Source organism: Acidisoma sp. S159, from assembly GCF_009766125.1.
Lineage (GTDB): Bacteria > Pseudomonadota > Alphaproteobacteria > Acetobacterales > Acetobacteraceae > Acidisoma.
This window is the reverse complement of record NZ_LMUG01000008.1, coordinates 375,315-400,355: the sequence shown is the minus strand read 5'-3', so window position 1 is coordinate 400,355 and position 25,041 is coordinate 375,315. Positions and strand designations below refer to the sequence as shown.

Annotated in this window: 21 protein-coding genes; 14 read left to right on the top strand and 7 right to left on the bottom strand. The window is 66.2% G+C overall.

Annotated features, from left to right (window positions below; translation table 11 throughout):
- Nucleotides 1-61: 61 nt before the first annotated feature.
- Complete coding sequence (locus tag GSQ92_RS05140; protein WP_158802337.1) at nt 62-2,275, bottom strand: primosomal protein N'; 2,214 nt, start codon at nt 2,273-2,275, stop codon at nt 62-64.
- Between the two features lie 209 nt (nt 2,276-2,484).
- Between GSQ92_RS05140 and GSQ92_RS05135 the strand changes: the two genes are divergently transcribed.
- Nucleotides 2,485-3,396, top strand: coding sequence for a tyrosine recombinase XerC (locus tag GSQ92_RS05135; RefSeq protein WP_158802426.1), 912 nt, complete (start codon nt 2,485-2,487; stop codon nt 3,394-3,396).
- A gap of 82 nt (nt 3,397-3,478) precedes the next feature.
- The gene (locus tag GSQ92_RS05130) at nt 3,479-4,420 is read left to right on the top strand and encodes a bifunctional riboflavin kinase/FAD synthetase (protein WP_158802336.1); all 942 of its coding nucleotides are present in this window, start codon (nt 3,479-3,481) and stop codon (nt 4,418-4,420) included.
- Between the two features lie 15 nt (nt 4,421-4,435).
- Here the strand turns inward: GSQ92_RS05130 and GSQ92_RS05125 are convergent, their stop codons facing one another.
- From GSQ92_RS05125 to GSQ92_RS05115, 3 genes are read right to left on the bottom strand one after another with little or no spacing between them, the layout of a single operon-like run.
- On the bottom strand, nt 4,436-5,248 hold the full coding sequence (locus GSQ92_RS05125) for a metal ABC transporter permease (protein ID WP_158802335.1): 813 nt from the start codon (nt 5,246-5,248) through the stop codon (nt 4,436-4,438).
- A 30-nt stretch (nt 5,249-5,278) separates the two neighbouring features.
- The gene (locus GSQ92_RS05120) at nt 5,279-6,091 is read right to left on the bottom strand and encodes a metal ABC transporter ATP-binding protein (protein ID WP_158802334.1); all 813 of its coding nucleotides are present in this window, start codon (nt 6,089-6,091) and stop codon (nt 5,279-5,281) included.
- Complete coding sequence (locus GSQ92_RS05115) at nt 6,088-6,975, bottom strand: metal ABC transporter solute-binding protein, Zn/Mn family (protein ID WP_158802333.1); 888 nt, start codon at nt 6,973-6,975, stop codon at nt 6,088-6,090. Before GSQ92_RS05115 ends, GSQ92_RS05120 begins: the two co-directional genes overlap by 4 nt.
- 100 nt (nt 6,976-7,075) lie before the next feature.
- Between GSQ92_RS05115 and GSQ92_RS05110 the strand changes: the two genes are divergently transcribed.
- Nucleotides 7,076-7,576 (top strand): transcriptional repressor, encoded by a 501-nt coding sequence (locus tag GSQ92_RS05110; protein ID WP_158802332.1) that lies wholly within the window; start codon nt 7,076-7,078, stop codon nt 7,574-7,576.
- Here GSQ92_RS05110 and GSQ92_RS05105 read toward each other — a convergent pair.
- Together GSQ92_RS05105 and GSQ92_RS31385 are read right to left on the bottom strand one after the other, a co-directional pair.
- Nucleotides 7,573-8,268: an SDR family NAD(P)-dependent oxidoreductase gene (locus GSQ92_RS05105; RefSeq protein ID WP_158802331.1), complete on the bottom strand. Its 696-nt coding sequence runs from the start codon at nt 8,266-8,268 to the stop codon at nt 7,573-7,575. The two genes, GSQ92_RS05110 and GSQ92_RS05105, sit on opposite strands and share 4 nt — an antisense overlap.
- Nucleotides 8,269-8,344: 76 nt before the next feature.
- Nucleotides 8,345-8,617 (bottom strand): DUF1127 domain-containing protein, encoded by a 273-nt coding sequence (locus tag GSQ92_RS31385; RefSeq protein WP_256367075.1) that lies wholly within the window; start codon nt 8,615-8,617, stop codon nt 8,345-8,347.
- Here GSQ92_RS31385 and GSQ92_RS05095 point away from each other — a divergent pair.
- The 7 genes from GSQ92_RS05095 to GSQ92_RS05065 all read left to right on the top strand — a co-directional run bounded on the left by GSQ92_RS05095 (nt 8,616) and on the right by GSQ92_RS05065 (nt 19,607).
- A complete protein-coding gene (locus GSQ92_RS05095) occupies nt 8,616-10,016 on the top strand; it encodes a PLP-dependent aminotransferase family protein (protein ID WP_158802329.1) in 1,401 nt (466 codons plus the stop codon). The two genes, GSQ92_RS31385 and GSQ92_RS05095, sit on opposite strands and share 2 nt — an antisense overlap.
- Before the next feature lie 165 nt (nt 10,017-10,181).
- Complete coding sequence (locus GSQ92_RS05090) at nt 10,182-10,751, top strand: F0F1 ATP synthase subunit delta (protein ID WP_174247800.1); 570 nt, start codon at nt 10,182-10,184, stop codon at nt 10,749-10,751.
- A complete protein-coding gene (gene atpA, locus GSQ92_RS05085; RefSeq protein WP_158802328.1) occupies nt 10,752-12,287 on the top strand; it encodes a F0F1 ATP synthase subunit alpha in 1,536 nt (511 codons plus the stop codon). It begins immediately after the preceding gene.
- Nucleotides 12,288-12,313: 26 nt separating this feature from the next.
- A complete protein-coding gene (locus tag GSQ92_RS05080; RefSeq protein WP_158802327.1) occupies nt 12,314-13,195 on the top strand; it encodes a F0F1 ATP synthase subunit gamma in 882 nt (293 codons plus the stop codon).
- Between the two features lie 25 nt (nt 13,196-13,220).
- Complete coding sequence (gene atpD, locus GSQ92_RS05075) at nt 13,221-14,642, top strand: F0F1 ATP synthase subunit beta (RefSeq protein ID WP_158802326.1); 1,422 nt, start codon at nt 13,221-13,223, stop codon at nt 14,640-14,642.
- A 14-nt stretch (nt 14,643-14,656) separates the two neighbouring features.
- Nucleotides 14,657-15,067 (top strand): ATP synthase F1 subunit epsilon, encoded by a 411-nt coding sequence (atpC, locus tag GSQ92_RS05070; RefSeq protein WP_158802325.1) that lies wholly within the window; start codon nt 14,657-14,659, stop codon nt 15,065-15,067.
- Between the two features lie 268 nt (nt 15,068-15,335).
- A complete protein-coding gene (locus GSQ92_RS05065) occupies nt 15,336-19,607 on the top strand; it encodes a glycosyltransferase (RefSeq protein ID WP_158802324.1) in 4,272 nt (1,423 codons plus the stop codon).
- On the opposite strand, the gene GSQ92_RS05060 is transcribed toward GSQ92_RS05065, so the two are convergent.
- The gene (locus GSQ92_RS05060) at nt 19,550-20,293 is read right to left on the bottom strand and encodes a FadR/GntR family transcriptional regulator (protein ID WP_158802323.1); all 744 of its coding nucleotides are present in this window, start codon (nt 20,291-20,293) and stop codon (nt 19,550-19,552) included. The genes GSQ92_RS05065 and GSQ92_RS05060 overlap by 58 nt on opposite strands.
- 207 nt (nt 20,294-20,500) lie before the next feature.
- On the opposite strand from GSQ92_RS05060, the gene GSQ92_RS05055 reads away from it, so the two are divergent.
- The 4 genes from GSQ92_RS05055 to GSQ92_RS05040 all read left to right on the top strand — a co-directional run bounded on the left by GSQ92_RS05055 (nt 20,501) and on the right by GSQ92_RS05040 (nt 25,041).
- Nucleotides 20,501-21,277 carry an SDR family oxidoreductase gene (locus tag GSQ92_RS05055; RefSeq protein ID WP_158802322.1) on the top strand — a complete coding sequence of 259 codons (777 nt, stop codon included), beginning with the start codon at nt 20,501-20,503 and terminating at the stop codon, nt 21,275-21,277.
- Between the two features lie 120 nt (nt 21,278-21,397).
- The gene (locus tag GSQ92_RS05050; RefSeq protein WP_158802321.1) at nt 21,398-22,393 is read left to right on the top strand and encodes a substrate-binding domain-containing protein; all 996 of its coding nucleotides are present in this window, start codon (nt 21,398-21,400) and stop codon (nt 22,391-22,393) included.
- Between the two features lie 141 nt (nt 22,394-22,534).
- Entirely contained in the window at nt 22,535-24,034 is a 1,500-nt protein-coding gene (locus GSQ92_RS05045) for a sugar ABC transporter ATP-binding protein (RefSeq protein ID WP_158802320.1), read from the top strand.
- A complete protein-coding gene (locus tag GSQ92_RS05040) occupies nt 24,031-25,041 on the top strand; it encodes an ABC transporter permease (protein ID WP_158802319.1) in 1,011 nt (336 codons plus the stop codon). Before GSQ92_RS05045 ends, GSQ92_RS05040 begins: the two co-directional genes overlap by 4 nt.

The window sequence follows — 25,041 nt, the reverse complement described above, 5'->3', positions numbered from 1 at the left end:
CGGTATGGCCGAAATCAAACGCGATGGCTACTCATCCGACGCGATCCCTGCTCCTCCGGCGCTACAGGAACGACACCGGATCGACATCCAGATCCACCCGCACGCTACGCGGCACCTCAACCCTCGCCAGCCACTCCCGCAGGATCGGCTGCACCGCGATGTCGCGCCGCGTCTTGAGCAACAGCCGCCGTCGATGGCGGCCGCGCAGCATCGCAAGCGGGGCGGGGGCGGGGCCCAGCACCTCGATCCCGGAGCCATGCGGCGCGGTCCGGCCGAGATCTCCCGCCACTCGATCAGTCTCCACCGGATCCTCGCCAAAGACGATAAGCGCGGCCAGGCGACCGAAAGGCGGCCAATGCCCAGGCCGCCGGGCCGCTGCCTCGGCCGCCATGAAGCGCTCGATGTCGCCACCGATCAGCGCTTGCATCACCGGATGCTCGGGCGAGAAGCTTTGCAGCAACACCCGCCCCGGCGCCTCCGCCCGGCCAGCGCGGCCGGCGACCTGATGCAGAAGCTGCAGCGTGCGCTCCCCAGCGCGTAGGTCGCCGCCGGCCAGGCCGAGATCGGCATCCACCACGCCCACCAGCGTCAGATGCGGGAAATGCCACCCTTTGGCGACGATCTGAGTGCCGATGATGAGATCGACCGCCCGCTCGGTGATCGCGGTCGCCGCCCGCGCGGCGCCTTCGGGGCCGCCCAGCGTATCGCTCGTCATCACCAGCCGCCGCGCCTCGGGAAACAGCAGTGCCGCCTCCTCGGTGATCCGCTCCACGCCCGGGCCGATGGAGGCGAGGGTATCGGGCTCGCCGCAGGAGGGGCAGGCTGGGGGCACCGGCTCGGCATGGCCGCAGTGGTGGCATTGCAGCAGGCGGCGATGCCGGTGCTCGACGAGCCAGGCGGTACAATTGCGGCATGCGAAGCGGTGGCCGCAGCGGCGGCAAAGCGTCAGCGGCGCATAGCCCCGGCGATTGAGGAAGAGCATCGCCTGCTCACCCCGCGCCAGGGTTTCGCCGATGGCGTCGATCAGCGGAGGGCTGAGGAAATGCCCCCGCTCAGGCGGGGTCGCCCTCAGGTCGATGGGTATCACCTCGGGCAGGCTTGCGCCGCCGTGGCGGGCGCTCAGCACGAGATGCCCGTAGCGGCCGGCCTGCGCATTGGCGAGGGTTTCGAGGCTCGGCGTCGCCGAAACCAGCAGGGTGGGCGCCTCCTCGAGCCGAGCGCGCACCACGGCCATGTCGCGCGCGTGGTAGATCACGCCCTCCTCCTGCTTGAAGGCGCTTTCATGCTCCTCATCCACCACGATGAGGCCAAGATCTGGAAAAGGCAGGAACAGCGCCGAGCGGGCGCCAACTACGACCGAGGCCTCCCCGGAAGCGACAGCACGCCAGGTATGGCGGCGAGTGGCGGGCGTGAGATCCGAGTGCCAAACCGCCGGCGCCACGCCGAAGCGGCGCGCGAAACGCTCCAGCCACTGAGCGGACAGCGCGATCTCGGGCAGCAGCACGAGGCTCTGCCGCCCCAGCCGCAGCGCCTCCGCCACCCCTTCGAGATAGGTCTCGGTCTTGCCCGAGCCGGTGACGCCGTCGAGCAAGGTGACCGAGAAGGCGCGTGCCTGAACGCTGGAAACGATATGCGCGGCTGCTTCGGCCTGCGCGGCAGACAGCGTCGCCGCGCCGGGATGATCGGGCTGAGGCGGCGCGAACCGGCGCTTCCGCTCCAGCAACACCGGGCGCAGCAGCCCGCGATCCGCCATGGCGCGGGCGACGCCGCTGCCGACACCCGCCTCCTGGATCAGCTCGGCAAGTCCACGCGCACGGCCATCGGCCAATACTTCCAGGACCCGGCGCCGGGCCGGGGTCAATGACGCATCCTCCGTCGGCACTTCGGCGGCCACGAATCCGGTGGAGCTGGTGGACGGTGGGCTGGCGAGGAGCGGTGCCCGGATCGCCATCGCCAATACCTCGCCGGGCGCCGACAGCGTGTAGTTCGCGACCCAATCGACGAAGCGGCGCAAGGCGGCGGGCAGGCGCGGCAATTCCGGTGACGGTGCAAGGGCGCGCAATCGAGCAGCCGGAAAATCGGGGTCCGGCGCCGTATCCCATACGACGCCATGCACTTGCTTGCCGTGCAGCGGTACGCGCACCACGTCACCCGCCGTCACCTCGGAGCCTGGCGGCACGCGGTAGTCGAGCGGGGCCGCAAGCGGGAAGGGGAGCAGCACGGCCACCCTGCGGACTGTCTCGCCGCCAAGCAGGTCGCGCTCGCTTCCCTTCATTTGCCTCCTCGGCAGCAGGGGGTCATCATCCGGGTTACCCTGGATCGCAACCGGTCCTTCGGGGACGGAGCCGACAAGCCACAGGACGCCATGAAACCCTTCACCGACACGGGGACGCCTCTGCGCCTGCCGCTTCAAGCTGACCGACGGGACGGACACGGTCAACGCAACCCCAGCGCGCTGACGTGTCACCACGCTAGGACGCTATGATGACTGCCGAGGCGGCACGCCAGTCCTGGCTTATATGGCTTGCCGCTGAGCGGCGCGCCGCCCGGCTCACGGTCGCCACCTACGGCCGCGACACTGCATCCTTCCTCGGCTTCCTCACCCGCCACCTCGGAGCGGAGCCTTCCTCCGCTGACCTCGCATCGCTCACCCAGGCCGATTTTCGCGGCTGGCTGGCTGAGGCGGCGGCGGACGGCAATGGCAACGCCACCCGTTCCCGCAAATTATCGGCCGTGAAATCCTTCCTCCGCTACGTCGAGCGCGAGGGGGGCGCCGGCACGCCTGCATTGAGCCTCGTCGCGAGCCCCCGCGCGCGGAAACCGCTGCCGCGCGCCCTCTCGCCGGAGGACGCTAGGAGCATCGCGGACGAGATCGGTGAAGTCTCGGACAGCGCGGCGATCCAGGCACGGGACGCCGCATTGTTCACGCTCCTCTATGGCTGCGGCCTTCGCATCTCCGAGGCGCTGGCCCTGTCGCGCGGAGAGGCGCCGCTGCCTGGCTCCGACGCCGCGCTTCGCGTCCTGGGCAAGGGCGGCAAGACGCGCATCGTGCCCGTGTTGCCGGCGGTGCGGACCGTCATGGCGTCCTGGATCAGATACCATCCCCAGACCGAACCCGACGCGCCGCTCTTCCTGGGCGCGCGCGGCAAGCGTCTCGATCCCGCGATCGCCCAGCGCCACCTCCGCGCCTTCCGCCGCTTGAACGGTCTGCCCGAACACGCCACCCCCCACGCTCTCCGCCACTCTTTCGCGACGCACCTGCTGGCAGCGGGCGCCGATCTGCGCTCGATCCAGGACCTGCTCGGCCATGCCAGTCTCTCCACAACCCAACGCTATACGGCGGTGGACACGGCGCAACTCATGGCCGTGTGGAAACGGACACATCCGCGCGCTTGAGGCTGTCGCGCAAACCAAGCGGCGCGTCGATGTGGCGCTGGCGGCCTTTCTTGGTCTCGGCATCGCCTGATAAGACAACGGCATGACTCTCCACGTAATCGGTCCAGACGATCCCGTGCCCCCCGAGGCGCGCGGTGCCACGGTGGCGCTCGGCAATTTCGACGGGGTGCATCTCGGCCACGCGGCGGTGCTGCGGACGGCCCATGCCGCGCGGCCGGATGCGCCGCTCGCCGTGCTCACCTTCGAGCCGCATCCGCGCGAATTCTTCCGGCCGGAAGACCCTGCCTTCCGCTTGACCCTCCTGGCCGAAAAAGCCGATGCCCTGGCCGGTCTGCACGTTGCCTGGCTGTTCGAACTGCGCTTCGACACCGAATTCAGCCGGCATTCAGCGGATTACTTCGTGAGCGCGCTGCTGCATGACCGGATCGGCGCGAAGCACCTCGTTTGCGGCGCCGACTTCGCCTTCGGCCATCGCCGGGGCGGCGACGTGCCTTTCCTGGCGGCTCGGGCTGAGGCCCTCGGCATCGGCCTCTCGATCGCCCCAGCGTTTTCCGATCTCTCTGGCCCGATCTCCTCCACCCGCATCCGGCGGCTGCTGCAGGACGGCTATCCGGAAAGGGCGAATGCGCTGCTGGGCCGGTCCTGGAGCATCCGGGGCGTCGTGACCCATGGCGACAAGCGCGGCCGCACCATCGGCTTCCCGACCGCCAATGTTCCGCTCGGTCGCCACCTTGAACCCGCCCGCGGCGTCTATGCCGTGACGGTCCGGTTGCCGGATGGCAGTCACTATGGCGGGGTCGCCAATATCGGGCGCCGCCCGACTGTCGCCGACACGACGGAGAGCCGACTGGAGGTCAATCTCTACGATTTCGACGGCGATCTCTACGACCTGGAGCTTACCGTCAGCGTCCATGCCTTCCTGCGCGCCGAGCAGAAATTCCCCAGCCTCGACGCCCTAAAAACGCAAATCGCCGCGGATGCCCAAGCGGCCCGGCTGCTGCTGCAAGGTTCCGCCTCGCCTTGAGGCCGAGCGCGCTCGCTACGGGTGACTACTTCGCCACCGTCCCTGACCGAGATGCGCCGCCACATAGGCCAAGGCGCCGAGCGCGGTGATCCAGAAACTCACCGGCCAGTCGGTGTAGAAGGCGAGCACCAGGCCGCCCCAGGCTTGCGCCACCGCGATCAGCACTGAGAGCAGCACGCCTCGGCCGAACCGCGCAGTCAGCCGCTGCGCGGTTGCCGGCGGCCCTACCATCAGGGCGAAGACCAGCAGCACGCCCACGATCTGCGCGCATTCCGCTGTCGCGACCGCAACCACGATCATGAACAGCACGGCCATGAGACGCAGCGAGACGCCGCGCGCTTCCGCCAGCTCCGGCTGCAGGCTGGCGAACAGCAGCGGCCGCGCCATCAGCGCCAAGGCGAGCAGGCTCAGCAGGCTCAAGGCAAGGAGCAGCCAGAGTGTGTGCGTATCGACGCCAAGCACATTGCCGAACAGCAGCGCCGTCGCCTGCGCGGCATAGGCCGTGTAGAAATGCAGGAACAGCAGTCCGAGGCCGAGCGATAAGGCCAGGACCAGGCCGATCGCCACGTCGCGCCCCTGCATCCGCTCGCCCATCGCACCCATGCCGATCCCGCCCAGCACGGTCACGGCGAGCAGCCCGGTCAGCGGCGAAACACCCACCAGCACAGCTCCGGTCGCGCCGGCAAAACCCACATGCGAGAGCGCATGGCCGGCGAAAGTCTGCCCGCGCAGCACCAGGAATGCGCCGACCGCACCCGCGAGCACCGCGACGATCGTCGAAGCCAGAAAGGCATGGCGCATGAAGTCGAAGGCGAAGAGGGAGATCATGGGGCGGCGCCTCCTGATCCCATCACCCCGCTACCCGTGCGCATGGTGGTGGCAGCCGATCTCCGCCTCGCTGCCATCGGCCGCCATGACAAAGATGCGGTGCCCGAAGCGAGCTACCTCGATCGGCGAGCCGTAAAGCCGCGACAGCATCGGCCCGGTGATGACGTCATCTACCGGCCCAATCGCCGCCTGGCCGCTGCCGAGGTAAAGCACGCGGTCCATCGCCCCCATCAGCGGGTTGAGTTCATGCGCGCTGAACAGCACCGCGATGCCAAGCTCTGTCTGCAACTGACGCACCAGTGCCACCACGCCATGCTGGTGATGCGGATCGAGGCTGATCAGCGGCTCGTCCAGCAACAGCAGCCGAGGCTGCCCGAGCAGCGCCTGCGCCAGCAACAGCCGCTGCCGCTCGCCGCCTGAAATCTCGGAGAGCGGGCGCCCCGCCAGCCCGGTTCCATCGACGAGATCGAGAACGCGGGCCACCTCCCGCCGCCCCTCGGCACCGAGCAGCGGAAGGCCCCAGCGGTGGCCACCCGCGGCACTCGCCACGAAGTCGCGCCCGCTGATACGGCCGATCGCCGGATTGCTGCGGGTCTGCGGCATGTAGCCGACCGCCGGATTGCCGCGACGCGCCGGGCTGCCTAGTACCCGGATCTCTCCCGCCGCCGCAGGCACGAGGCCGAGGATCGCGCGCATCAGCGTCGTTTTCCCAGCGCCGTTGGGGCCGAGCACGCCGATGAACTCCTCCGCCCCGATGCTCAGCGTGATACCCGAGAGGATTGCCCGGCCGCCGAGTTCGAGGCGCGCCCCGACCAGATCGATCGCTGGCGCGGCAGCCCTCATTTCGCGGCGGTTTCGGAGCCGAGCGCGTCACCCAGCCGATTGAGCGTGGAGAGCTGCCAGGTCTGGAAGTTTGGACCGACGGGCTCCGTCTCCGTCACGCCGATCACCGGCACGCCAGAGGCCTTGGCGATGCCGAGGAGGCGTTCGGCCGCGCTGTCGCTCGCCTGGCTGTTATAGATGAAGAGGCGCACGCGGTGATCCTTGAGATCCGTCTCATAGGCGGCGGTATCGGCCGCACTCGGTTCAGTATCGTTCATCACCGCAAGCTGAAAGCGTTCGTTGCGCATCCGCAGGCCGATAGCGGCCGCCATATAGCCAAAAACCGGCTCCGTGGCCGTCACAGGCTCACCGGCGTAATGGGCGCGCAGTGCAGCGATCTTGTCGTGCACGGGTTTCAGCGAGGCGAGGAAGGTCGCCAGCCGCTGCTCATATTGTGCTTTCCCGGCGGGGTCGGCCTTGACCAGCGCGTCGGTCAGCGCGCGGGCGACCGCGGGCATCGTTGCCGGATCCCACCAGAGATGCGGATTGGCGCCGGTCTGGCGATGGGTCAGCTCGGAGACGACGATTAGAGCCTGCGTTTTGCTGCCACCGACCTGCAACAGCTTTGCCATCCAGGGATCGTAATCCGCGCCATTCTCGATGACGATATCAGCGCCCGCCATGGCCCGGGCCGTCGAGGGATCGGCCTCGAAGAGATGCGGGTCAGTATCGGGATTCGACAGGATGGCGGTGACATGCGCGCCGGGGCCGGCGATCTGCTGGGCCACGTCGCCGTAGAAATTCTCACCCGCCACGATTTCCACGGTCTTCGCTCGCGCGAAAGCGGGAAGCGCGGCACATGCCAGTCCCGCCACAAAAAGGGTCGCCATCCATTGGTGTCGCATCGTCCCGTCTCCTTGACTAAGTGTTATGGTATAACATACCAACTGCCGCGTCGAGCCGGGTCTGATTGAAAATCGTCCCCTGTTACATTATAACAAACCGATGTCTGAAACCGCCTTCTCCGCGCCGACCGAGTCTTTGCTGCGCGAGGCCGAGGCTTTCTGCGGCCGCCGTCAGGCGCGGCTGACTGAGCAGCGGCGTCAGGTCCTGGGTCTCATCCTCGAGAGCCCCAAACCTCTCGGCGCCTACGACCTGCTGGACCGCATGCGAGAGGCAGGCGCGCAATCCGCCGCGCCACCGACCATCTATCGCGCGCTCGACTTCCTACTTGCCCAGGGTCTCATCCACAAGGTCGAGCGGCTATCGGCCTTTATCGGATGCACCCACGCCCTGCAGCCGCATGATCACGATGACCACGCGCTGCACAGCGTTCAATTCCTCATCTGCAAGAACTGTGGCCGAGCTATCGAAATCAGCGATCCAGCGATAGGCAAGGCGCTCGCTGCCGCCGCCGCGAGCGCCGCTTTCACGCTCACCGGCATGACGGTCGAGGCCGAGGGCCTCTGCGCCGCGTGCGTGACGGCCGTGGGCAGCGCCGCCTAGAAGCTCTCGACCCAGGGCCGCAGCTCGACTTCCCAAGTCCACGCACTGCGATGCTGGCGATGGATATGGAGGTATTCGCGGGCGATCGCGTCAGGGTCTAGCCATTTGTCCTCGCCCGTCAGCTCGGTACGGCCGCCGGTGGTTCCTATGCCGCCATCGATGATGAAATGCGCGACGTGAATGTTGCGAGGCGCCAGTTCCCGCGCCAGGCATTGCGCCATGCCGCGAAGTGCGAATTTGCCCATGGCGAAGGCCGTCGATCCAGGCAACCCCTTAACGCTTGCCGTAGCACCGGTGAGCAGGATGCTGCCCTTGCCCCGTGCCAACATGCGAATTGCCGCCGCCTGGGCGACGTAGAAACCGCCCAACGCCGTAACGGTGACGGCTTGCGCCAGCTTCTCGGCCTCAAGCGTGTCGATCGCTCCGCGATAGCGGCCGCTCGCATTGTAGACCACGAGGTCGGGCGCGCCAGAATCATCGTCGAGCTTAGCGAAGAGCGCCGAAACCGCCGCCGCGTCGCTGGCATCGCAGCGATGGAGCCCAGCACCGGTCTGCTCCGCCAGCGGCCTGAGCTTCTCGATATCGCGGGCCGCCAAGGCGACCTTCATACCCTCAGCGGCGCAAAGTTTTGCCAGTGAGGCGCTTAGCCCCGAACCGGCACCGACGATCAATACAGTCTCCGAAGCCGCCACGGCCTATCTCCTCGCTACGACGCGCGAGACATTGTTCCGCGGGCGGCCTCGGCACAAGCCACCGGACCGCCAAGCTCTATCCCCGCGGAAGCTGGCTGGGGTCGAACTGCTCCCGCGTGTCCCAGAAGGACCGGGCGCCCTCCATCTGAGCATCGTTCGGCGAGGCCCCGATATCGGCGAGCATATGGGCGCTCATCGCCGTGAGCTCGTCCCGCTCGCGTGAGATGCGCCGGGCCCGCAAAACCGCATGCCACAGGCTCTGGAAGAGGCGCAGCGGCCTGACGCGGGCCGCCAATCCGGCCTGTTGCGTTATCGGGGAAGAGTGAGTAGCGTTACTGTGTATTTTCATGAAAACGAATAACAGCATCGATGCCGTCACACAACATCTTCGCGCCCTCGCGGGTGCGGAGGCGCCAGGTGCGCGCTTGCCCTCGGTGCGCGACCTCATGCGTGACTTGCATGTCAGTCCGGTTACGGTTCAAGCCGCGCTCGAGCGGCTAAGCAGTGAGGGCGTGGTCGAAGCGCGGCCGGGGCAGGGCACCTTCGCGCGCGGTCCGGCCAAAGTCCCGCCACCGGCTGACCTCGGCTGGCAAAGCGTGGCGCTCGGTGCCGGCCGCGTGGTGACCGACGGTTTGTCCTCGCTCCTTGTTATGCCGCGGCCCGGCACGCGCCCGCTGAACCTCGGCTATCTGCCGGAGGAACTGCAGGCGACAGCGCTGCTGTCCATCGCGGCCGGGCGAGCGCTACGGCGGCCCGGAGTCTGGGGCCGCATGCCGATCGAGGGGCTGGAAGCCCTGCGCGCCTGGTTCGCGGCGGCGAGCGGTTTCTCCGCCCATGAGGTGACGATCTGCCCCGGCACCCAGGCAGCCAATGCCGCCGCCTTTCGGGCCCTCGCGGGCAGCGGCGACGCGTTGCTGATCGAGAGCCCAACCTATAGCGGCGCCATCGTCGGCGCGCGGGCGGCGGGTCTGCGGCTGGTGCCCGTGCCTACGGACGAGGATGGCGTGCGGCCCGATCTGCTCGAGGACGCCTTCCGCCGCAGCGGCGCCCGTTTGTTTTACTGCCAGCCGACCTACGCCAATCCCACCGGCGCCGTGCTGTCCCGCACCCGCCGGGCCGAGGTGCTGGCCGTGGTGCGCCGCGCCGGCGCTTTCCTGATCGAGGACGACTGGGCGCGGGATTTCGGCCTCGACGGCGATCCGCCCCCGCCGCTGGCTCCGGCCGAGAATGACGGCCACGTCGTCTACGTCCGCTCGCTGACCAAATGCGCTGCCCCAGGCTTGCGGATCGGCGCGATCTGCGCGCGTGGCGCGGCTCTGGAGCGGTTGCGGGCGACGCGGCTAGTCGAGGATTTCTCGGTGCCCGGCATCATGCAGGAAACCGCCCTGCACCTCGTCACCTCACCAAGCTGGGAGCGGCATTTGCGGGTTCTGCGCGCCGAACTGCGGCGAAGGCGCGATAGACTCGCCGCCGCCGTGTTGCGACATCCCGGTCTCGGGACAGTCAACGAGCCGCCCGGCGGTCTCCACCTCTGGCTACGGTTGCCGCCAGGCGTCTCGGATGCGGCGGTGGCGGCCGAGGCCGCGCGGAGGAATGTGCTGGTCTCCGCCGGGCAGCACTGGTTTCCGGCGGAAGCCTCGGACCCGTATCTTCGCCTCAGCTTCGCGGCCTCTCAGCCCGATTGGATCGAGGAGGCGGCCGCTACTTTGGCCGCCATTGTCGCGGAGGAGGTCGCTCGCGTGGGCTGAACCGTCGGCTTAACACGATGACGCAAAAGCTGTTTGCCCGGCCCACTCCCGTTGCTTCGCTGAAACTCCTATGATAGGTGCCGCCCCTCGGGCACAATCAGCAGGAACGGCCTCCGCTTAAGAATATTCGGGGGAAGTTTCGACAACAGATTGCGGGTAGGACACGTGGCCTCTGGCTCCAGCACGACTTCATCGGGCCAGATACTCGCTGGCCGTTACGCTGCCGCGCTCTATGACTTGGCGCAGGAGCAGGGTGCCCTCGACCGCACTACGGAGGAGATGGACGCTCTCGGCCGTCTCATCGACGAGAGCGACCCTTTCCGCACATTCCTCGGCAACCCGCTGATTGACGCCTCTGAAGGCACCAAAGCCCTGCGCGCCGTCTTGCAGGAGCAGGGTTTCGGCAAGCTTGTGCAGGATTTCGCCGGCGTCCTTTCCGACAACCGCCGCCGTTTCATGCTACGCAGCGTCGTCACCGCCTATGCGCGCATCGTCGATGAAAAGCGCGGCGTGGTGCGGGCCGAAGTGATTTCCGCCCATCCGCTGACCGATCTCCAGCGCGCCCAGCTGAGCGCGCGCCTCACCGAGATCGGTTACGGCCGCGTGACCATTCATGAGGCGGTCGATCCCGACTTGCTCGGCGGCCTCGTCGTCAAGCTCGGCGCCCGCCTCTACGACACCAGCCTCAAGTCGCGCCTACAGCGACTGCAATACGCGATGAAGGGAGCCGCCTAAATGGAGATCCGCCCGGCAGAGATCTCGGAGATCCTGAAGAAGCAGATCGCCAGCTTTGATACCGAGGCCAATGTCGCTGAGACAGGCCAGGTGCTGAGCGTGGGCGACGGCATCGCCCAGGTCTTCGGATTGCAGAACGTAATGGCCGGAGAGCTGGTGGAATTCCCCGGCGCCGGTCTCAAGGGCATGGCCCTCAACCTCGGCACCGACAGCGTCGGCACCGTGATTTTCGGCGATGACAGCCGCATCCGCGAAGGCGATACCGTCGTTCGCACCGGCGACATCGTCGATGTGCCCGTCGGCAAGGCCCTGCTTGGCCGCGTGGTCGATGGCCTCGGCAATCCGATCGACGGGCGTGGCCCCATCGAGACCACCGAGCGCCGCCGTGCCGAGGTCAAGGCGCCAGGCATCATCCCGCGCAAATCCGTGCATGAGCCGATGCAGACCGGCATCAAGTCGATCGATGCGCTGATCCCCATCGGTCGCGGCCAGCGCGAGCTGATCATCGGTGATCGCCAGACCGGCAAAACAGCGGTCATCATCGATACCTTCATCAACCAGAAATCTGTCAACGCGACGGATGACGAGAGCCGCAGGCTCTATTGCATCTATGTCGCGATCGGTCAGAAGCGCTCGACGGTCGCGCAGCTTGTCCGCACGCTCGAAGAGAATGGCGCGATGGAATATTCCATCGTCGTCGCCGCCACCGCTTCGGAACCTGCGCCGCTACAGTTCCTGGCGCCCTACACCGCCTGCGCCATGGGCGAATATTTCCGTGACAACGGCATGCATGCGCTGATTGCCTATGATGATCTGTCCAAGCAGGCCGTCGCCTATCGCCAGATGTCCCTGTTGCTGCGCCGCCCGCCGGGTCGCGAGGCTTATCCGGGCGACGTCTTCTACCTGCATTCCCGCCTGCTGGAACGCGCCGCCAAAATGTCGGACGCCGAAGGCGCCGGCAGCCTGACCGCACTGCCGGTCATCGAGACGCAGGCCGGTGACGTCTCCGCCTATATCCCGACGAACGTGATCTCGATCACCGACGGGCAGATCTTCCTTGAGACGGAGCTGTTCTTCCGTGGCATCCGCCCCGCCGTGAATGTCGGCGTCAGCGTCTCCCGCGTGGGTTCCGCGGCGCAGATCAAGGCGATGAAGCAGGTTTCCGGCCGCATCAAGCTGGATCTCGCGCAGTATCGCGAGATGCAGGCCTTCAGCCAGTTCGCGTCCGATCTCGATCCGGCGACGCAGAAACTGCTGGCCCGTGGCGCACGTCTGACCGAATTGCTCAAGCAGCCGCAATACCATCCGCTGCCCGTCGAGGAAGAAGCCGTCGTGCTGTTCGCCGGCGTGCGCGGCCTGGTCGATCGCATCGCGGTCGGCCGGATCGTGGAATTCGAGCGTCACTACGTCTCGGAACTCAAGGCGCGCGAGCCGGGTATTCTGGAATCGATCCGCAACGATCGTGAGATCAAGCCGGATGTTGATAAGAAGCTGACGGATTTCATCACCAAGCTTGTTGACGGCTTCATCGCTTGATGGCGGAGCGGGGCGAGATCTGACCGATGCCGAGCCTGAAACCCCTCCGCAACCGGATCAACAGCGTCAAATCGACGCAGAAGATCACGAGCGCGATGAAGATGGTCGCAGCCTCTAAGCTGCGCCGCGCCCAGGCGCATGCCGAGGCGGCGCAGCCTTACGCGGACCGGATGAGCCGGATGCTGCGCGCACTCGCGGCCAGCATGGCGGCGCAGAGCGGCAACGAGGCGCCTTTGCTGATGGCCGGCAATCCGCGCAACCGCACGCATCTCGTCGTGGTGATCACCGCCGATCGCGGCCTGGCGGGCGGCTTCAACAGCAACGCCTCCCGCACCGCTCGCGCCCTCGTTCGCAGGCTGGAAGGCGAGGGCAAGACGGTCAAACTACTGACGGTGGGCCGCAAGGGCCGCGATTACTTCCGCCGCGAATATGCCGACCGCATGGTCGATACGCCTGAGGCCGGAGTCCGCAAGCGTCCTGAATTCGCGGATGCCGAAGCGGTGTCGCAGCGCATCCAACAACTGCTTGCCAGCGGCGAAGTGGATGCCGTGACGCTGGTCTATAATCACTTCGCGGGCGTGATGAGCCAGGTGCCGACCGAGTTGCAACTGGTGCCGCTGGCAATGGAAGACGCGAAAGTCGATCCGAACGAGGCGCCCTATGAGTTCGAGCCGGACGAAGACGAGATCCTCGCCCGTCTGTTGCCGCGTGCGCTCGGCGTGCAGATCTATCGCGCCATGCTGGATAGCGAGGCCGGTTTCTACGCGGCGCAGATGACGGCGATGGATGCCGCAACGCGCAATGCCGGCGACATGATCAAACGCCTGACGTTGACCTATAACCGCGCCCGTCAGGCGAATATCACTTCGGAGCTGATCGAGATCATCTCCGGCGCGGAAGCGGTCTAAAGCAGCTTCGGAACGGAATCGGGAAATGGCGAATAACTCTGTCGGCCGCATCACGCAGGTTCTGGGCGCCGTCGTGGACGTGCAGTTCGAAGGCGAGCTGCCCTATATCTTCAACGCGCTCACCACCAAGATCGGCGACCGCGAGCTGGTATTGGAAGTCGCTCAAGAACTCGGCGAGCACACGGTGCGCGCCATCGCGATGGACACGACCGATGGTCTGGTTCGCGGCAGCGAAGTGACGGACACCGGCGCACCGATCTCCATGCCCGTTGGCCCGGGCACGCTCGGCCGCATCCTCAACGTCATCGGCGACCCGATCGACGAACGCGGTCCGGTTGAGGCCGTGAAGCGCATGCCGATCCATCGCGAGGCGCCGTCCTTCGAGGATCAGGCCGCGACGGCTGAGATTCTTCCGACTGGCATCAAGGTGGTCGATCTGCTGGCGCCTTACCTGAAGGGCGGCAAGATCGGCCTGTTCGGCGGTGCAGGTGTAGGCAAGACCGTGCTCATCCAGGAGCTGATCAACAACATCGCCAAGGAGCATGGCGGCGTCTCGGTCTTCGCCGGCGTCGGCGAGCGGACGCGTGAAGGCAATGACCTCTATTACGAAATGATGGACGCCGGCGTCATCAAGATCGATGGTGAGGGCTCCAAGGTGGCGCTGGTCTATGGCCAGATGAATGAGCCGCCAGGCGCCCGCGCGCGCGTCGCGCTATCGGGCCTGACGCTCGCCGAATATTTCCGCGATGACGAAGGCCAGGACGTGTTGTTCTTCGTCGATAACATCTTCCGCTTCACCCAGGCGGGCGCGGAGGTCTCGGCGCTGCTCGGCCGTATTCCTTCCGCGGTGGGCTACCAGCCGACGCTGTCCACCGACATGGGCGGGCTGCAAGAGCGCATCACCTCCACCAAGAAGGGCTCCATCACCTCGGTTCAGGCCATCTACGTTCCTGCCGATGATTTGACCGATCCCGCGCCCGCGACATCCTTCGCGCATCTTGATGCGACGACCGTGCTGTCCCGCTCCATCGCCGAGCAGGGCATCTACCCGGCTGTGGATCCGCTGGATTCCACCTCGCGCTCGCTCGATCCGCGCATCGTCGGTGAGGAGCATTACAACATCGCCCGCGAGGTGCAGCGTATCCTGCAGACCTACAAGTCGCTGCAGGACATCATCGCCATTCTCGGCATGGACGAGCTTTCGGAAGACGACAAGCTGGTGGTGGCGCGCGCCCGCAAGATCCAGCGCTTTCTCAGCCAACCCTTCCACGTCGCCGAGGTCTTCACCGGCAGCCCCGGCGTCTTCGTGCAGGTCGCAGACACCATCAAGGCCTTCAAAGGCATCTGCGCCGGCGAATATGACCATCTGCCCGAGAGCGCCTTCTACATGGTCGGCACCATCGAGGAGGCCGTGAAGAAGGCCGAATCGCTGCGCCAGACCGCCTGAGCCGAGGATCGCCGGTGCCCGTCGCCCTTGAGATCGTAAGCCCCGAGAAGCTGCTTGTGGCGCGGGATGTCGATATGGTCGTCATCCCCGCCTCGGAAGGCGATATCGGCGTCTTGCCCGAGCACAGTCCGATGATCGTGCTGCTGCGCGGCGGCGAGGTCATCCTCTACGAAGGCGAGCAGATCGCCGCGCGCTACTTCGTGACCGGCGGTTTCGCCGAAATCACCGGCGAGCGCTGCACTGTTCTCGCCGACATCGCGGAACCCAGCAGCAGCCTCAACCGAGCCGATGGCGAGCGGGACCTTCAGTCCGCCATGGCGGATCTGCGCGAGGCTGAGCGCGCCGGCGACGTAGCCGCCGCATCGGCCGCGACGGATCGCGTGCAGGTGGCTCAGGCGATTGTGGACATCGCCGGGCAAGGCTGAGGCTCCGTCGCCCGCCAGGTGAGGCCAGAGCCAAAGGCGATCCGCTGAAGCTTGATGAGCACACAGAGCGTGATGATCTAATATTCGACCGCGACCCAAGGGTCCGTCATGGCATGCGAAGGCATGCCATCCACGCTTGCCTTCGTGGAGCAAAGGCGTGGATGCCCGGCCTTCGCCGGGTATGACGTGGTGGGAGGAGCATCGCTCAACCCACGACATACTGCTCTAGCGTTTCCAAGCCAGCGCTAAGTTCGTATGAACTTCGGCCATGCATGCGCTTCCAGACGAAGAACGGAATCTTTCGGCCGACAGGAAGATCCTGAGCTTCCCGCGATCCTATAGCGAGCGCGCCGGGCTCTTCACCCCGATCAACGGGCGACCTGAGCGTCAAAGCCACAACGACGACGGTGCCCTGGACAACCGCATCGCTGGCATCGTCAACGGGCTGACCGATCGGAGCAGCCTCTCGCCCGAACGGCGCGCGGCGATCACGGACTGGCCCACGCAGTACCACCTCTCCTCCAAGCGAGCGAACCTGCTGCGGCCCTTCGCCGAGGATCTGCGCGGCAAGCGGGTGCTGGAAGTCGGCGCCGGTTGCGGCGCCATCACGCGTTATCTCGGCGAAACGGCGCGCGAAGTCGTTGCAGTCGAAAGCAACCCGCGTCGGGCTGAGATAATCCGCGCGCGCACCCGAGACCTCGCGAATGTCACCGTCATCAACGACAACCTCTTCGGTTTTACGCTTGAGGAACCAGCCGACGTCATCTTGCTCATCGGCATGCTGGAATATGCCGGGGTCTTTTTCGCCGGCCAGGAAGAGCCCGAGCGAGCGCTGCTCATCCATCTCGCGGGCCTGTTAAAGCCAGACGGATTATTGCTGGTCGCGGCGGAGAACCGGCTCGGCCTGAAACATCTCGCCGGCGCCGCGCGCGATCCTGTCGGTGCCCCCGATCTTGGCGATAGCGACAACACGGCAAGCGTCGCGGCTTTCGGAAAGAACGACCTGCAGCGGATGCTGCGAAGCGCGGGATTTGCGCGGCAGGACATCTATCTTCCTTTCCCTGACTACAAATTACCGAGCGTGGTCATCTCGCCGCTTGGCGCCGCGACACACGGCTTTGATCCCGGCGCCCTGGCGGCGGAGACCGTGCATAGCGATCAGCAGTCTCCCTTGGATCCTGCCTTCTCGCTGCAAAGGGCGTGGCCGGTGGTCGCGGGCAACGGCTTGCTTGCGGAATTGTCCAACGCCTTTCTCGTCGCGGCGCGTCCCACATCGCCAACCGCCGGGGAGCCAAGCAACGGCGTCCTGGCTTGGCATTATGCGCTCGACCGGCAGCCCGCCTTCATGAAAGAGACGGTCTTCGCGAAGCACGACGCCGCCATCCGCGTGAGCCGCCGCCCCCTGACGCTGACCGCCGCCGGCGACTCACCGATCATCCACGCCAATCCGGAAGAGGCTTACCTTCCAACGCGATCCTGGTGGTTCCGCCTGGTCGAGCTGTTCGGGCAGCCGGAATGGACCCTGGACCAGGTCACAGACTGGGCGAGAGTTTGGGTCGAGGCGCTGCTCGCCCGCATCGGCCAAGTCCCGCTTTCGGCGGAATCACTGGTCGAGGGCACGCATTTCGACGCGACACCTTTCAACCTTGCTGTGCTTCCCGAAGGTGCGCCGGTCTTCTTCGACCAGGAATGGCAAACTCGCGCGACGCTCCCGCTTGGCTTCGTGCTGGCCCGCAGTCTGCGGGAGTCGGTGCGGCGGGTGGAAGCCATCGCGCCACCTGCCGATCCGACGCTCGACACGGCCGATCGCATTGTGAGCGCGGTACTGACACAGCTCGGCTTTCTCATCACACCGTCTGATCTCGCACGTTATTCCGAGCTCGAATTGATGGTGCAGACCTGGGTCGGCGGGAAACTTCTACCCGAACACAACGCGACAATTGGCCATGTTTTCCAAAGACCTCTCCGATGGCATTTGCCCGCCGGTAGTCCCTGGCGACTTGCTCGCGTCGAGGAACTTGAAACCCAGCTTCGAGCCTCGGCCGCCGCGCTGTCGGAGATGGCCGCGCATTCCGGCGAACTCCGCCGGCTCTCCGAGGATGTCGGACGTCTCGCGGAGGATATCGCCCGGCGCGAGGCAGCCGCCCGCAGTCAGCGCGGGGAGATGCTGTTGCTCGCGGGTAATGTGAACCGCTTGCGTCTGACCGAGCGACGCGCGCAGCGCCAATGGCGCGAGGCCGCCGATCGGCTGGATACCGCCAACGAGCGTCTCGCAGCACAGGACATCCGGATCGCCGCGCTCGCGGGCTACGAGCAGACGGTCAAGACGATCTACGCCAGCACCACCTGGCGCGTGGTCGCTCCGCTCAACCGCATCGCGGAACGTCATCCGAGTTTCTTCCGGCAAGCGCGAGGAGCTGCCAAGATCCTCGTATGGACCGCGCGCGGCCAAGTTTTCTCCCGTCTCCGACAACGCCGCGCCGTAGCGGCGGGGGCCTGCCTGCCGTCACCATCTCCCACGCTGCCCGCGCTAGCACTGGTACCCGATCCCAAGGAGGCGATGGCCGCGCGACTGCAGAGCGGACTGCAGGATTTCCTCGACAGCGGCGAGCGGCTGGTTCTGCCGGCCGTGGAAAAGCCGCGACTCTCAATTCTCATTGTCTTGTTCAACAAGGCCTTCTTCACCTTGGGCTGCCTGCGGGCCTTGGCTCGGGACCTTGAGCCGGGAATGGAAATCATTCTGCAGGACAACGGCTCGACGGATGAGACCGCCGCATTGCTCGATCGCATCGATAATGCTCGTGTCCTGCGCAACGGCGGCAACCTGGGCTTTCTGCGTGGTGCCAACGCGGCGGCGGCGGCGGCGGGCGGCGAGTTCCTCCTATTCCTCAACAACGACGCCTTCGTGCATGCGGGCTCGATCGCGGCGGCGATCTCCATACTGGATCGGGAACCGGCAGCGGGCGCCGTAGTCGGCCGTCTCATCCATCCGGACCGGCGGCTACAGGAGGCAGGTGCCATCGTCTGGCGAGACGGCATCACCGAAGGCTATGCGCGCGGCCGGCCCGCCGACGCGGCCGAGGCGATGTTCCGACGCGTCGTGGACTACGGTTCCGGAGCCTTCCTGATGACCCGGCGCGACGCCTTCACGCGTCTCGGCGGTTTCGATGAACGATACGCTCCCGCCTATTACGAGGATTCTGACTACTGCCTGCGCCTGCGGGAAATCGGCCTCGCGACCGTCTACGAACCCATGGCGAGCGCCGATCACTTCGAGTTTGGCAGCCAGGCGGCCAGCGGCGAGGCGGAAGCGCTCATGCACCGCAACCGCCGCCGTTTCCGTGCCCGCCATGGCGCGGCTCTGGCCGGTCACTTGCCCGCACTTCCTGGCAACCGCCTCGCAGCACGGGTGCCGCCGGGCGCCAGCGGGCGGCGCGTGCTGGTGCTCGAGGAAAAAGTGCCGCATCGCCCGTACGGCGCTGGCTTCCCCAGGCTGCTGAGCGTGCTCAACGGCATGATCGCGCTTGGCTGGTCGGTGACCTTGCTCCCGCTCGACGAGCCGGAGATTGATTGGGAAGGCGCCTATACCGAACTCGACCCGCGCGTGGAGGTCCTGTCAGGCGGACTCGATGTGCTTGCCAGTCTTCGAGAGGAGCGCTGCGGCTTCTACGAAGTCCTCTTCATCAGCCGCCCCAACAACATGCAGCGTTTCCGCGATTTTGCCGAAACCTCGGGCCTCGACCTTTCCGGCATTCGCATCGTTTATGATGCCGAGGCTTTCGCTGCCCTGCGCGAAATGGCGCGACGTAAGCTTCACGGTGAGGCAGCAAGCGTCGAGGAGGCTGCAGCGCTGATCGAAACCGAGGCGGCGCTGGCCGCAGGCGTGGAATCCGTCACCGCAGTGAGCGAGGCGGAGGCAGCGCTGTTCCGCACTCATGCCCAAGCACCCGCCTATGTTCTCGGCGACACCGTCAGCCTCTCAATCGGTGCTCCGGACTTCGCTCAGCGGCGAGGCTTTCTTTTCGTCGGCCGCCTGCTCGAAACGGACTCGCCCAATTACGACAGCCTGCGATGGTTCGTGCAGGAGATATGGCCCGCGGTGCGGGCGATGCTTGGCCATGTCACGCTGACAGTCGCGGGCGCGCTATTCCCCGGAGCACCCGATCTCGCGGCGCCCGGTGTGGAACTGCTCGGCCAGGTCGAAGATCTCGAGCCGCTCTATGCCAGTGCTCGCATCTTCCTCGCGCCTACGCGCTTCGCCGCCGGCCTGCCGCATAAGGTGGTGGAAGCGGCGGCCGCCGGGCTGCCGACCGTCGCGACAAACCTCATCGCCGGCCAGATGGGCTGGCGCCACGGCGAGGAAATCATGAGCGCCGACCGGCCCGAGGATTTCGCCCAATCCTGCGCCAGCCTGTATGAAGACGAAACGCTATGGTGCCGTGTGCGGGATGGCGGCCAGACGCGCATCGCGGCCGAGCACAGTCAGGCGCGCTTCATCGCGACACTCGCCGCCGTATTGGACGGCACCGGCCAGAGCTGAAGATCCGCCGCCGCTACCCGCAACACCTCCCGCATCCCGCGATCCGCGCGCGCCGGATCGCGCAGCCGGATCGCCTCGACAATCTCGCGATGCGCCGAGGACGCGGCCTCCAGAGACAGTGCGGCGCCGCTCGACCGGCGAAAGGCCGCGAGCAGGACTGAGGAGACCGTCCCGGCCCATTGCAACAGGAAAAGATTGCCGCTCGCCCGCAGCACCGCGAGGTGGAAGTCGAGATCGGCCGCGACGCGCTCCTCCAGCGTTGGCGCCGATGCCATCCGGGTGAAGGCTTGATCGATGGCGGCAAGATCGGCGGCGCTCGCGCGGTCCGCGGCCAGCGCCGCCGCGCCTGGCTCGATGAGCCAGCGGCATTCCAGCAGGGCGCCCAGCATATCGGCATCCATGGTAGGACCGCACCAGGCGAGCAGCTCCGGATCCATGAGGTTCCAGCTCTCGCGCGGCAATACACGGGTGCCGGTGCGGGGGCGCACGCCGAGCATGCCCTTCGCCGTCAGCACCTTGATCGCCTCGCGCAAAGCCGATCGGCTGACCCCGAGTTCGGCGCTCAGGTCCTGTGTATTAGGCAGCCCCTCGCCAGGCGCGATGTCGCCCGACAGGATACGGCGCGCGAGCGTATCCACCACACTGCGATGCACACGGGGGCGTGGGCTAAGTCTGACTTGACTCAACGAATGATCCGAATATTGATCCGCTGCGGTAGCATACCGTTCCCGCCGTATAGGGAAAGGGCGGGATGCGGAGGAAGTCGATGAACTCCATCAGCGGGAACGTCCGCGCAGCATGACGGCCATCAAACTCCCCCCGGCAATGCTATTGGGCCCCTGCGTTGGTATCGAGGTCGGCCTAGCGGCGCCCTCAGAGACGGTGGGCTATTGATGGCGGGACGGCTGCAAGACAAGGTCGCCTTGGTGACCGGCGCTGGCCGGGGCATAGGCGCAGCGATCGCCTGGTGCTTCGCGCGCGAAGGCGCCGCCGTCGTTATCGCCGAGAAAGACCCCGAGACCGGCGCCGCTATGGCGGAACGGCTTCAGGAGCAAGGCGCACGCGCGCTCTTCGTCGAGATGGATGTAACCGCCCGGCGTGATGCCGAAACGGCGGTTGCTCAGGCGCTCGGCGCTTTCGGGCGGCTCGACACTCTCGTCAACAATGCCGGCATTAACGTCTTCCACGAGCCGCTCGAAACCAGCGAGGCCGAGTGGCGCCGCTGCTTCGCGGTGGACCTCGATGGCGTCTGGCACATGTGCCGCGCGGCACTGCCCGGAATGCTCGAGCAAGGCAGCGGTTCGATCGTGAACATCGCCTCCAGCCATTCGAGCACGATCATCCCCGGCACCTTTCCCTATCCGGTCGCGAAGCACGGTCTGCTTGGGCTTACCCGCTCGCTCGGCATCGAATATGCGGCGCGGGGCGTGCGGGTGAATGCCATCGCGCCCGGCTATATCGATACCTCAATCGCCCGCGACTATTGGGCGACCTTCCCGGACCCCGCCGCTGAAAGGGCGCGGGCTGAGGCGCTGCATCCGCCGAAGCGCATCGGGCGGCCCGAGGAAGTCGCCATGACCGCTGTTTTTCTCGCCTCCGACGAGGCACCTTTCATCAACGCCGCCTGCATCGCGATCGATGGCGGCCGGTCGGTCGTCTATCATGACTGAGCCAGCTTGGATCGCGTGCGCATTGGCGGCGCGCCATGAGACCCGCCGATCCCCGGCGGGAAGTCTGCGGAGCTGCCGCCCGGGCGCCGCACCGATCAACAAAGGGCGAAGGGACGGACAATGAAATCACGCACGACACTTCTCGCCACCGCCTGCGCCGCCGTCGTTTTTGCCGGCGGCATGACGGCGTTTTCGGCCGCCCGCGCGGCCGATGATGCGCCGCTGACGATCGCTTACATTCAGAAACAGGGCGACCAGCAGTATTTCGTCGATGAGGCCCAGGGCGCCAAAGACGAGGCCAAAGCGCTGGGCAATGTGAAGGTCGATGTCGTCAACGTGCAGATGGATGCCAATGCCGCCATCAGCGCGATGAACGTGATGGTCGGCCAGAAAGTGAACGGCATCGCCATCGTGGTGCCGGATCAGCAGATCGGGCCGCAGGTCATCGACATGGCGACGACCGCCAATATTCCGATTGTCTCGACCGATGATCCGATCAAGAGCGGCACTGGGCAATTCGCGGCTTTCGTCGGCTTCGATGGCTACCAGATGGGCTATAAGGTCGGCGAGGCGGCGGGCGATATCTACAAGCAGCTTGGCTGGACCGCAGACACCACCCGCGTCGCCGCGCCCTATGAGCAGCAGCTTTCCGTCTGCGCGGATCGGGAGAAGGGCGAGGAAGCCGGCTTCCTCGCGGCGGCAGGAACTGTGCCGACGATTATCAAGATCGGCACCGACAATTCGGTGGTGGACGCGCAGAACCGCACGGCGGCCGTCGTCACCGCCAATCCGCAGATCAAGCATTGGGTCGTCTGGGGCTGCAACGATGAGAGCGAGACCGGTGCCGTGACAGCCCTCGCCAATGCCGGCATTCCGGCCGATGGCATCGTCGGTGTTGGCCTGGGCGGCTATCTCACCTGCAAGGATTGGCAGGCGGGTCAGCCGACCGGCAACAAGGCGGCGCTGTTCATTAGCGGCCATGATGTCGGCAGCGCGGCGCTGAAGGTTCTGGTGGATTCGATCCGCAACAAGACGCCGCTGCCCCCGAAGACCATCGCGACGACGACGATCGTGACGCCCGGCAACTGGAAGAGCGTCATGGGTAGCTGCAGCTAGGGCGGGCGAGCGCGGGGTGGGTCGTAAACCCACCCCCCAACCCCTCCCTTGCAGGGAGGGGGGCCACGCGGCCTGACTTCACCCCTCCCTGGAAGGGAGGGGCCGGGGGTGGGTCAGCGGGCCGCGAGAGAAAGGCGTCCCATGACTGATCCGGTCGTCCTCAAAATGGAAAACGTCGCCAAGCGTTTTGGCGCCGTGCAGGCGTTGCGCGGCGTCTCGCTCTCGGCGCGGCGCGGCGAGGTGCTCGCACTGATGGGCGAGAACGGTGCCGGCAAATCGACGCTGCTGCGGTTGATGAGCGGTGTGCATCAGCCCGACGAAGGCAGCATCACCGTCGATGGCCAGACCGTCATTTTCGCAACGCCCCATGCGGCGCGCGAGTCCGGCGTTCGCGTGGTGGTGCAGGAACCCGAGATCATCCCGGATGTTTCCGTCGCCGAAAACGTCTATGCCGGCGCCCTGCCGCGTCGCGGTCGCCTGTTCGATCGCACCGGCCTCTATGCGCAGGTGGCGAAGGATCTCGCCCGGTACGGCTTCACCGGTGTCATCCGCCCCGAACAGCTTGGCCGCACATTGTCGCCAGCCCAGCGCCAGATCGTCGAGATTCTGCGGGCGCTGACGGGCGGTGCCCGCATCATCGCTTTCGACGAGCCGACTTCCTCCTTGTCGGATCACGAGGTGGAGTCACTCTTCCGCCTTATCACCCAGCTCACGGTGGAAGGAATCGCCGTGATCTACGTCTCGCATCGCATGAAGGAGATCTTCCGCGTCGCCACGCGTATCCTCGTGCTGCGCGACGGCGCCTCCGTCGGCGAGCGTATCGCCGCGGAGACCAATGATGGCGAGCTCGTCCGCATGATGGTCGGCCGCGACCTCTCGGCGCTTTTCCCGCGCAGCCCCCGCCAGATCGGCCGCACGGTGCTGCGCCTGCGTGACGTCACCACCGAGGACGTATCCGGCATAAGCTTCGAGGTGAGGGCAGGGGAGGTGGTGGCGCTTGCTGGTCTTGTCGGCGCCGGACGCACGGAACTCGCGCATGCCGTCATAGGCGACACGCCCATCCTATCCGGCAGTGTCGAGGTCGAGGAGAAGCCGCTTCATCTGCGTTCGCCGCGTGACGCGGTGCGCGCCGGCCTGGCCCTCGCGCCCGAGGAACGCAAGCAGCAAGCGCTGCTCATGAAGCGTTCGGTGCGCGACAATATTTGCCTTTCGGTGCTCAGCCGGTTGCAGAAATTCCACATCGTGAGTCGTGCCGAGGAATCCCGTATCGCCCGCCGCTACGTCGCCGAGCTGCGCGTACGCACGCCCACGATCGAGCAGGAGGTTTCAACACTCTCCGGGGGCAATCAGCAGAAGACGGTGCTGGCGCGCTGGCTGGCCCGGCAGGCCAAGCTTTTGATTCTCGACGAACCGACGCGCGGCGTCGATGTTGGCGCCAAGGCTGATATCTACGCCATCATCGACAAGCTGGCCGCCGAGGGCAGCGCCATCCTGGTGATCTCGTCCGAATTGCCGGAGGTGCTGGGCCTCGCCGACCGCATCATCGTGATGCAAGGCGGCCGCATGCGCGGCGAACTCACGCGCGACGAAGCGACCGAAGAGAAAATCCTGAGCCTCGCTATCCTGGAGGATGCTGCATGACCGCGACCGCAGCCGAGACGGCCGTGTCACATCCTTCCACGTTCCGCCGCGCCCTGGCGACGATCGGCGTGCAGAATGTCAGCCTGTTGCTGGCACTCGCGGCTCTTGTCGCCTTTATCGGCGTGCAGAACAGCAACTTCTTCTACGCCAGCAATATCGCGACGATCGGAACCACCGTTGCGATCGTCGGTGTGCTCGCGGTCGTGCAGACCGTGGTGATGCTGCTGGGCGGCCTCGACATTTCCGTGGGATCGCAAGCGGGGCTCACCTCCGTCGTCTCCGCGATGGTCTTCATGTCGACCGGCAGCGCGCTTGCCGGCATCGCGGCGGCGCTGGTGCTGGGTCTTTGCACCGGGCTGCTCAACGGCGTTGTCATCATCTATGGCCGTGTGAATGCGGTGATCGCGACGCTCGCGACCTTCGCCGCCTATCGCGGCGTGGCGAACCTGGTCTCCAATGGCCGGGCGCAGGGCTATACGGGCATGAACCACTTGTTCGTGTTCCTCGCGCGGGGCGACATCCTCGGCATTCCCGCGCTCATCTGGATTCTGCTGCTCGTGGCGCTGCTGGTGCAGCTCATGCTCCACTTCACGGATATTGGCCGCAACATCTACGCTGTCGGCGGCAATGCGACGGCGGCGCGGCTCGCCGGAATTCCGCTCAACCGCTACATCATCGGCATCTACATGCTTGTGGGCGTCGTCGCGGCACTGGCCGGCATTCTGCTGACCGCGCGCACCGGATCGGGGCAACCGACTTCCGGCAGCCAGGGACTTGAACTTCAGTCGATCACCGCGGCGGCGCTGGGCGGCGTCTCATTGCAGGGCGGGCGAGGAACCATCGTCGGCACGATCCTGGCGGTGATCCTGCTCGGGGTGCTTGAGAACGGCTTGATCATCCTGAACGTGAATTCCTTCTGGCAGGATATCGCGCAGGGCGCCTTGCTCGTGATCGCCGTCGTCATCCAGCAGCGCCGCGCGGGCGGCCGTGGCGTCGGCTTGCCGTAG

Coding starts and splice junctions, on each gene's coding strand:
- GSQ92_RS05065 (WP_158802324.1), top strand. CDS start 15,336: ATGCATGCGCTTCCAGACGAAGAACGGAATCTTTCGGCCGACAGGAAG.
- GSQ92_RS31385 (WP_256367075.1), bottom strand. CDS start 8,617: ATGAAAATACACAGTAACGCTACTCACTCTTCCCCGATAACGCAACAG.
- GSQ92_RS05080 (WP_158802327.1), top strand. CDS start 12,314: ATGCCGAGCCTGAAACCCCTCCGCAACCGGATCAACAGCGTCAAATCG.
- atpA (WP_158802328.1), top strand. CDS start 10,752: ATGGAGATCCGCCCGGCAGAGATCTCGGAGATCCTGAAGAAGCAGATC.
- GSQ92_RS05115 (WP_158802333.1), bottom strand. CDS start 6,975: ATGCGACACCAATGGATGGCGACCCTTTTTGTGGCGGGACTGGCATGT.
- GSQ92_RS05050 (WP_158802321.1), top strand. CDS start 21,398: ATGAAATCACGCACGACACTTCTCGCCACCGCCTGCGCCGCCGTCGTT.
- GSQ92_RS05125 (WP_158802335.1), bottom strand. CDS start 5,248: ATGATCTCCCTCTTCGCCTTCGACTTCATGCGCCATGCCTTTCTGGCT.
- GSQ92_RS05140 (WP_158802337.1), bottom strand. CDS start 2,275: ATGAAGGGAAGCGAGCGCGACCTGCTTGGCGGCGAGACAGTCCGCAGG.
- GSQ92_RS05045 (WP_158802320.1), top strand. CDS start 22,535: ATGACTGATCCGGTCGTCCTCAAAATGGAAAACGTCGCCAAGCGTTTT.
- GSQ92_RS05110 (WP_158802332.1), top strand. CDS start 7,076: ATGTCTGAAACCGCCTTCTCCGCGCCGACCGAGTCTTTGCTGCGCGAG.
- GSQ92_RS05095 (WP_158802329.1), top strand. CDS start 8,616: ATGAAAACGAATAACAGCATCGATGCCGTCACACAACATCTTCGCGCC.
- GSQ92_RS05120 (WP_158802334.1), bottom strand. CDS start 6,091: ATGAGGGCTGCCGCGCCAGCGATCGATCTGGTCGGGGCGCGCCTCGAA.
- GSQ92_RS05040 (WP_158802319.1), top strand. CDS start 24,031: ATGACCGCGACCGCAGCCGAGACGGCCGTGTCACATCCTTCCACGTTC.
- atpD (WP_158802326.1), top strand. CDS start 13,221: ATGGCGAATAACTCTGTCGGCCGCATCACGCAGGTTCTGGGCGCCGTC.
- GSQ92_RS05130 (WP_158802336.1), top strand. CDS start 3,479: ATGACTCTCCACGTAATCGGTCCAGACGATCCCGTGCCCCCCGAGGCG.
- GSQ92_RS05135 (WP_158802426.1), top strand. CDS start 2,485: ATGACTGCCGAGGCGGCACGCCAGTCCTGGCTTATATGGCTTGCCGCT.
- GSQ92_RS05055 (WP_158802322.1), top strand. CDS start 20,501: ATGGCGGGACGGCTGCAAGACAAGGTCGCCTTGGTGACCGGCGCTGGC.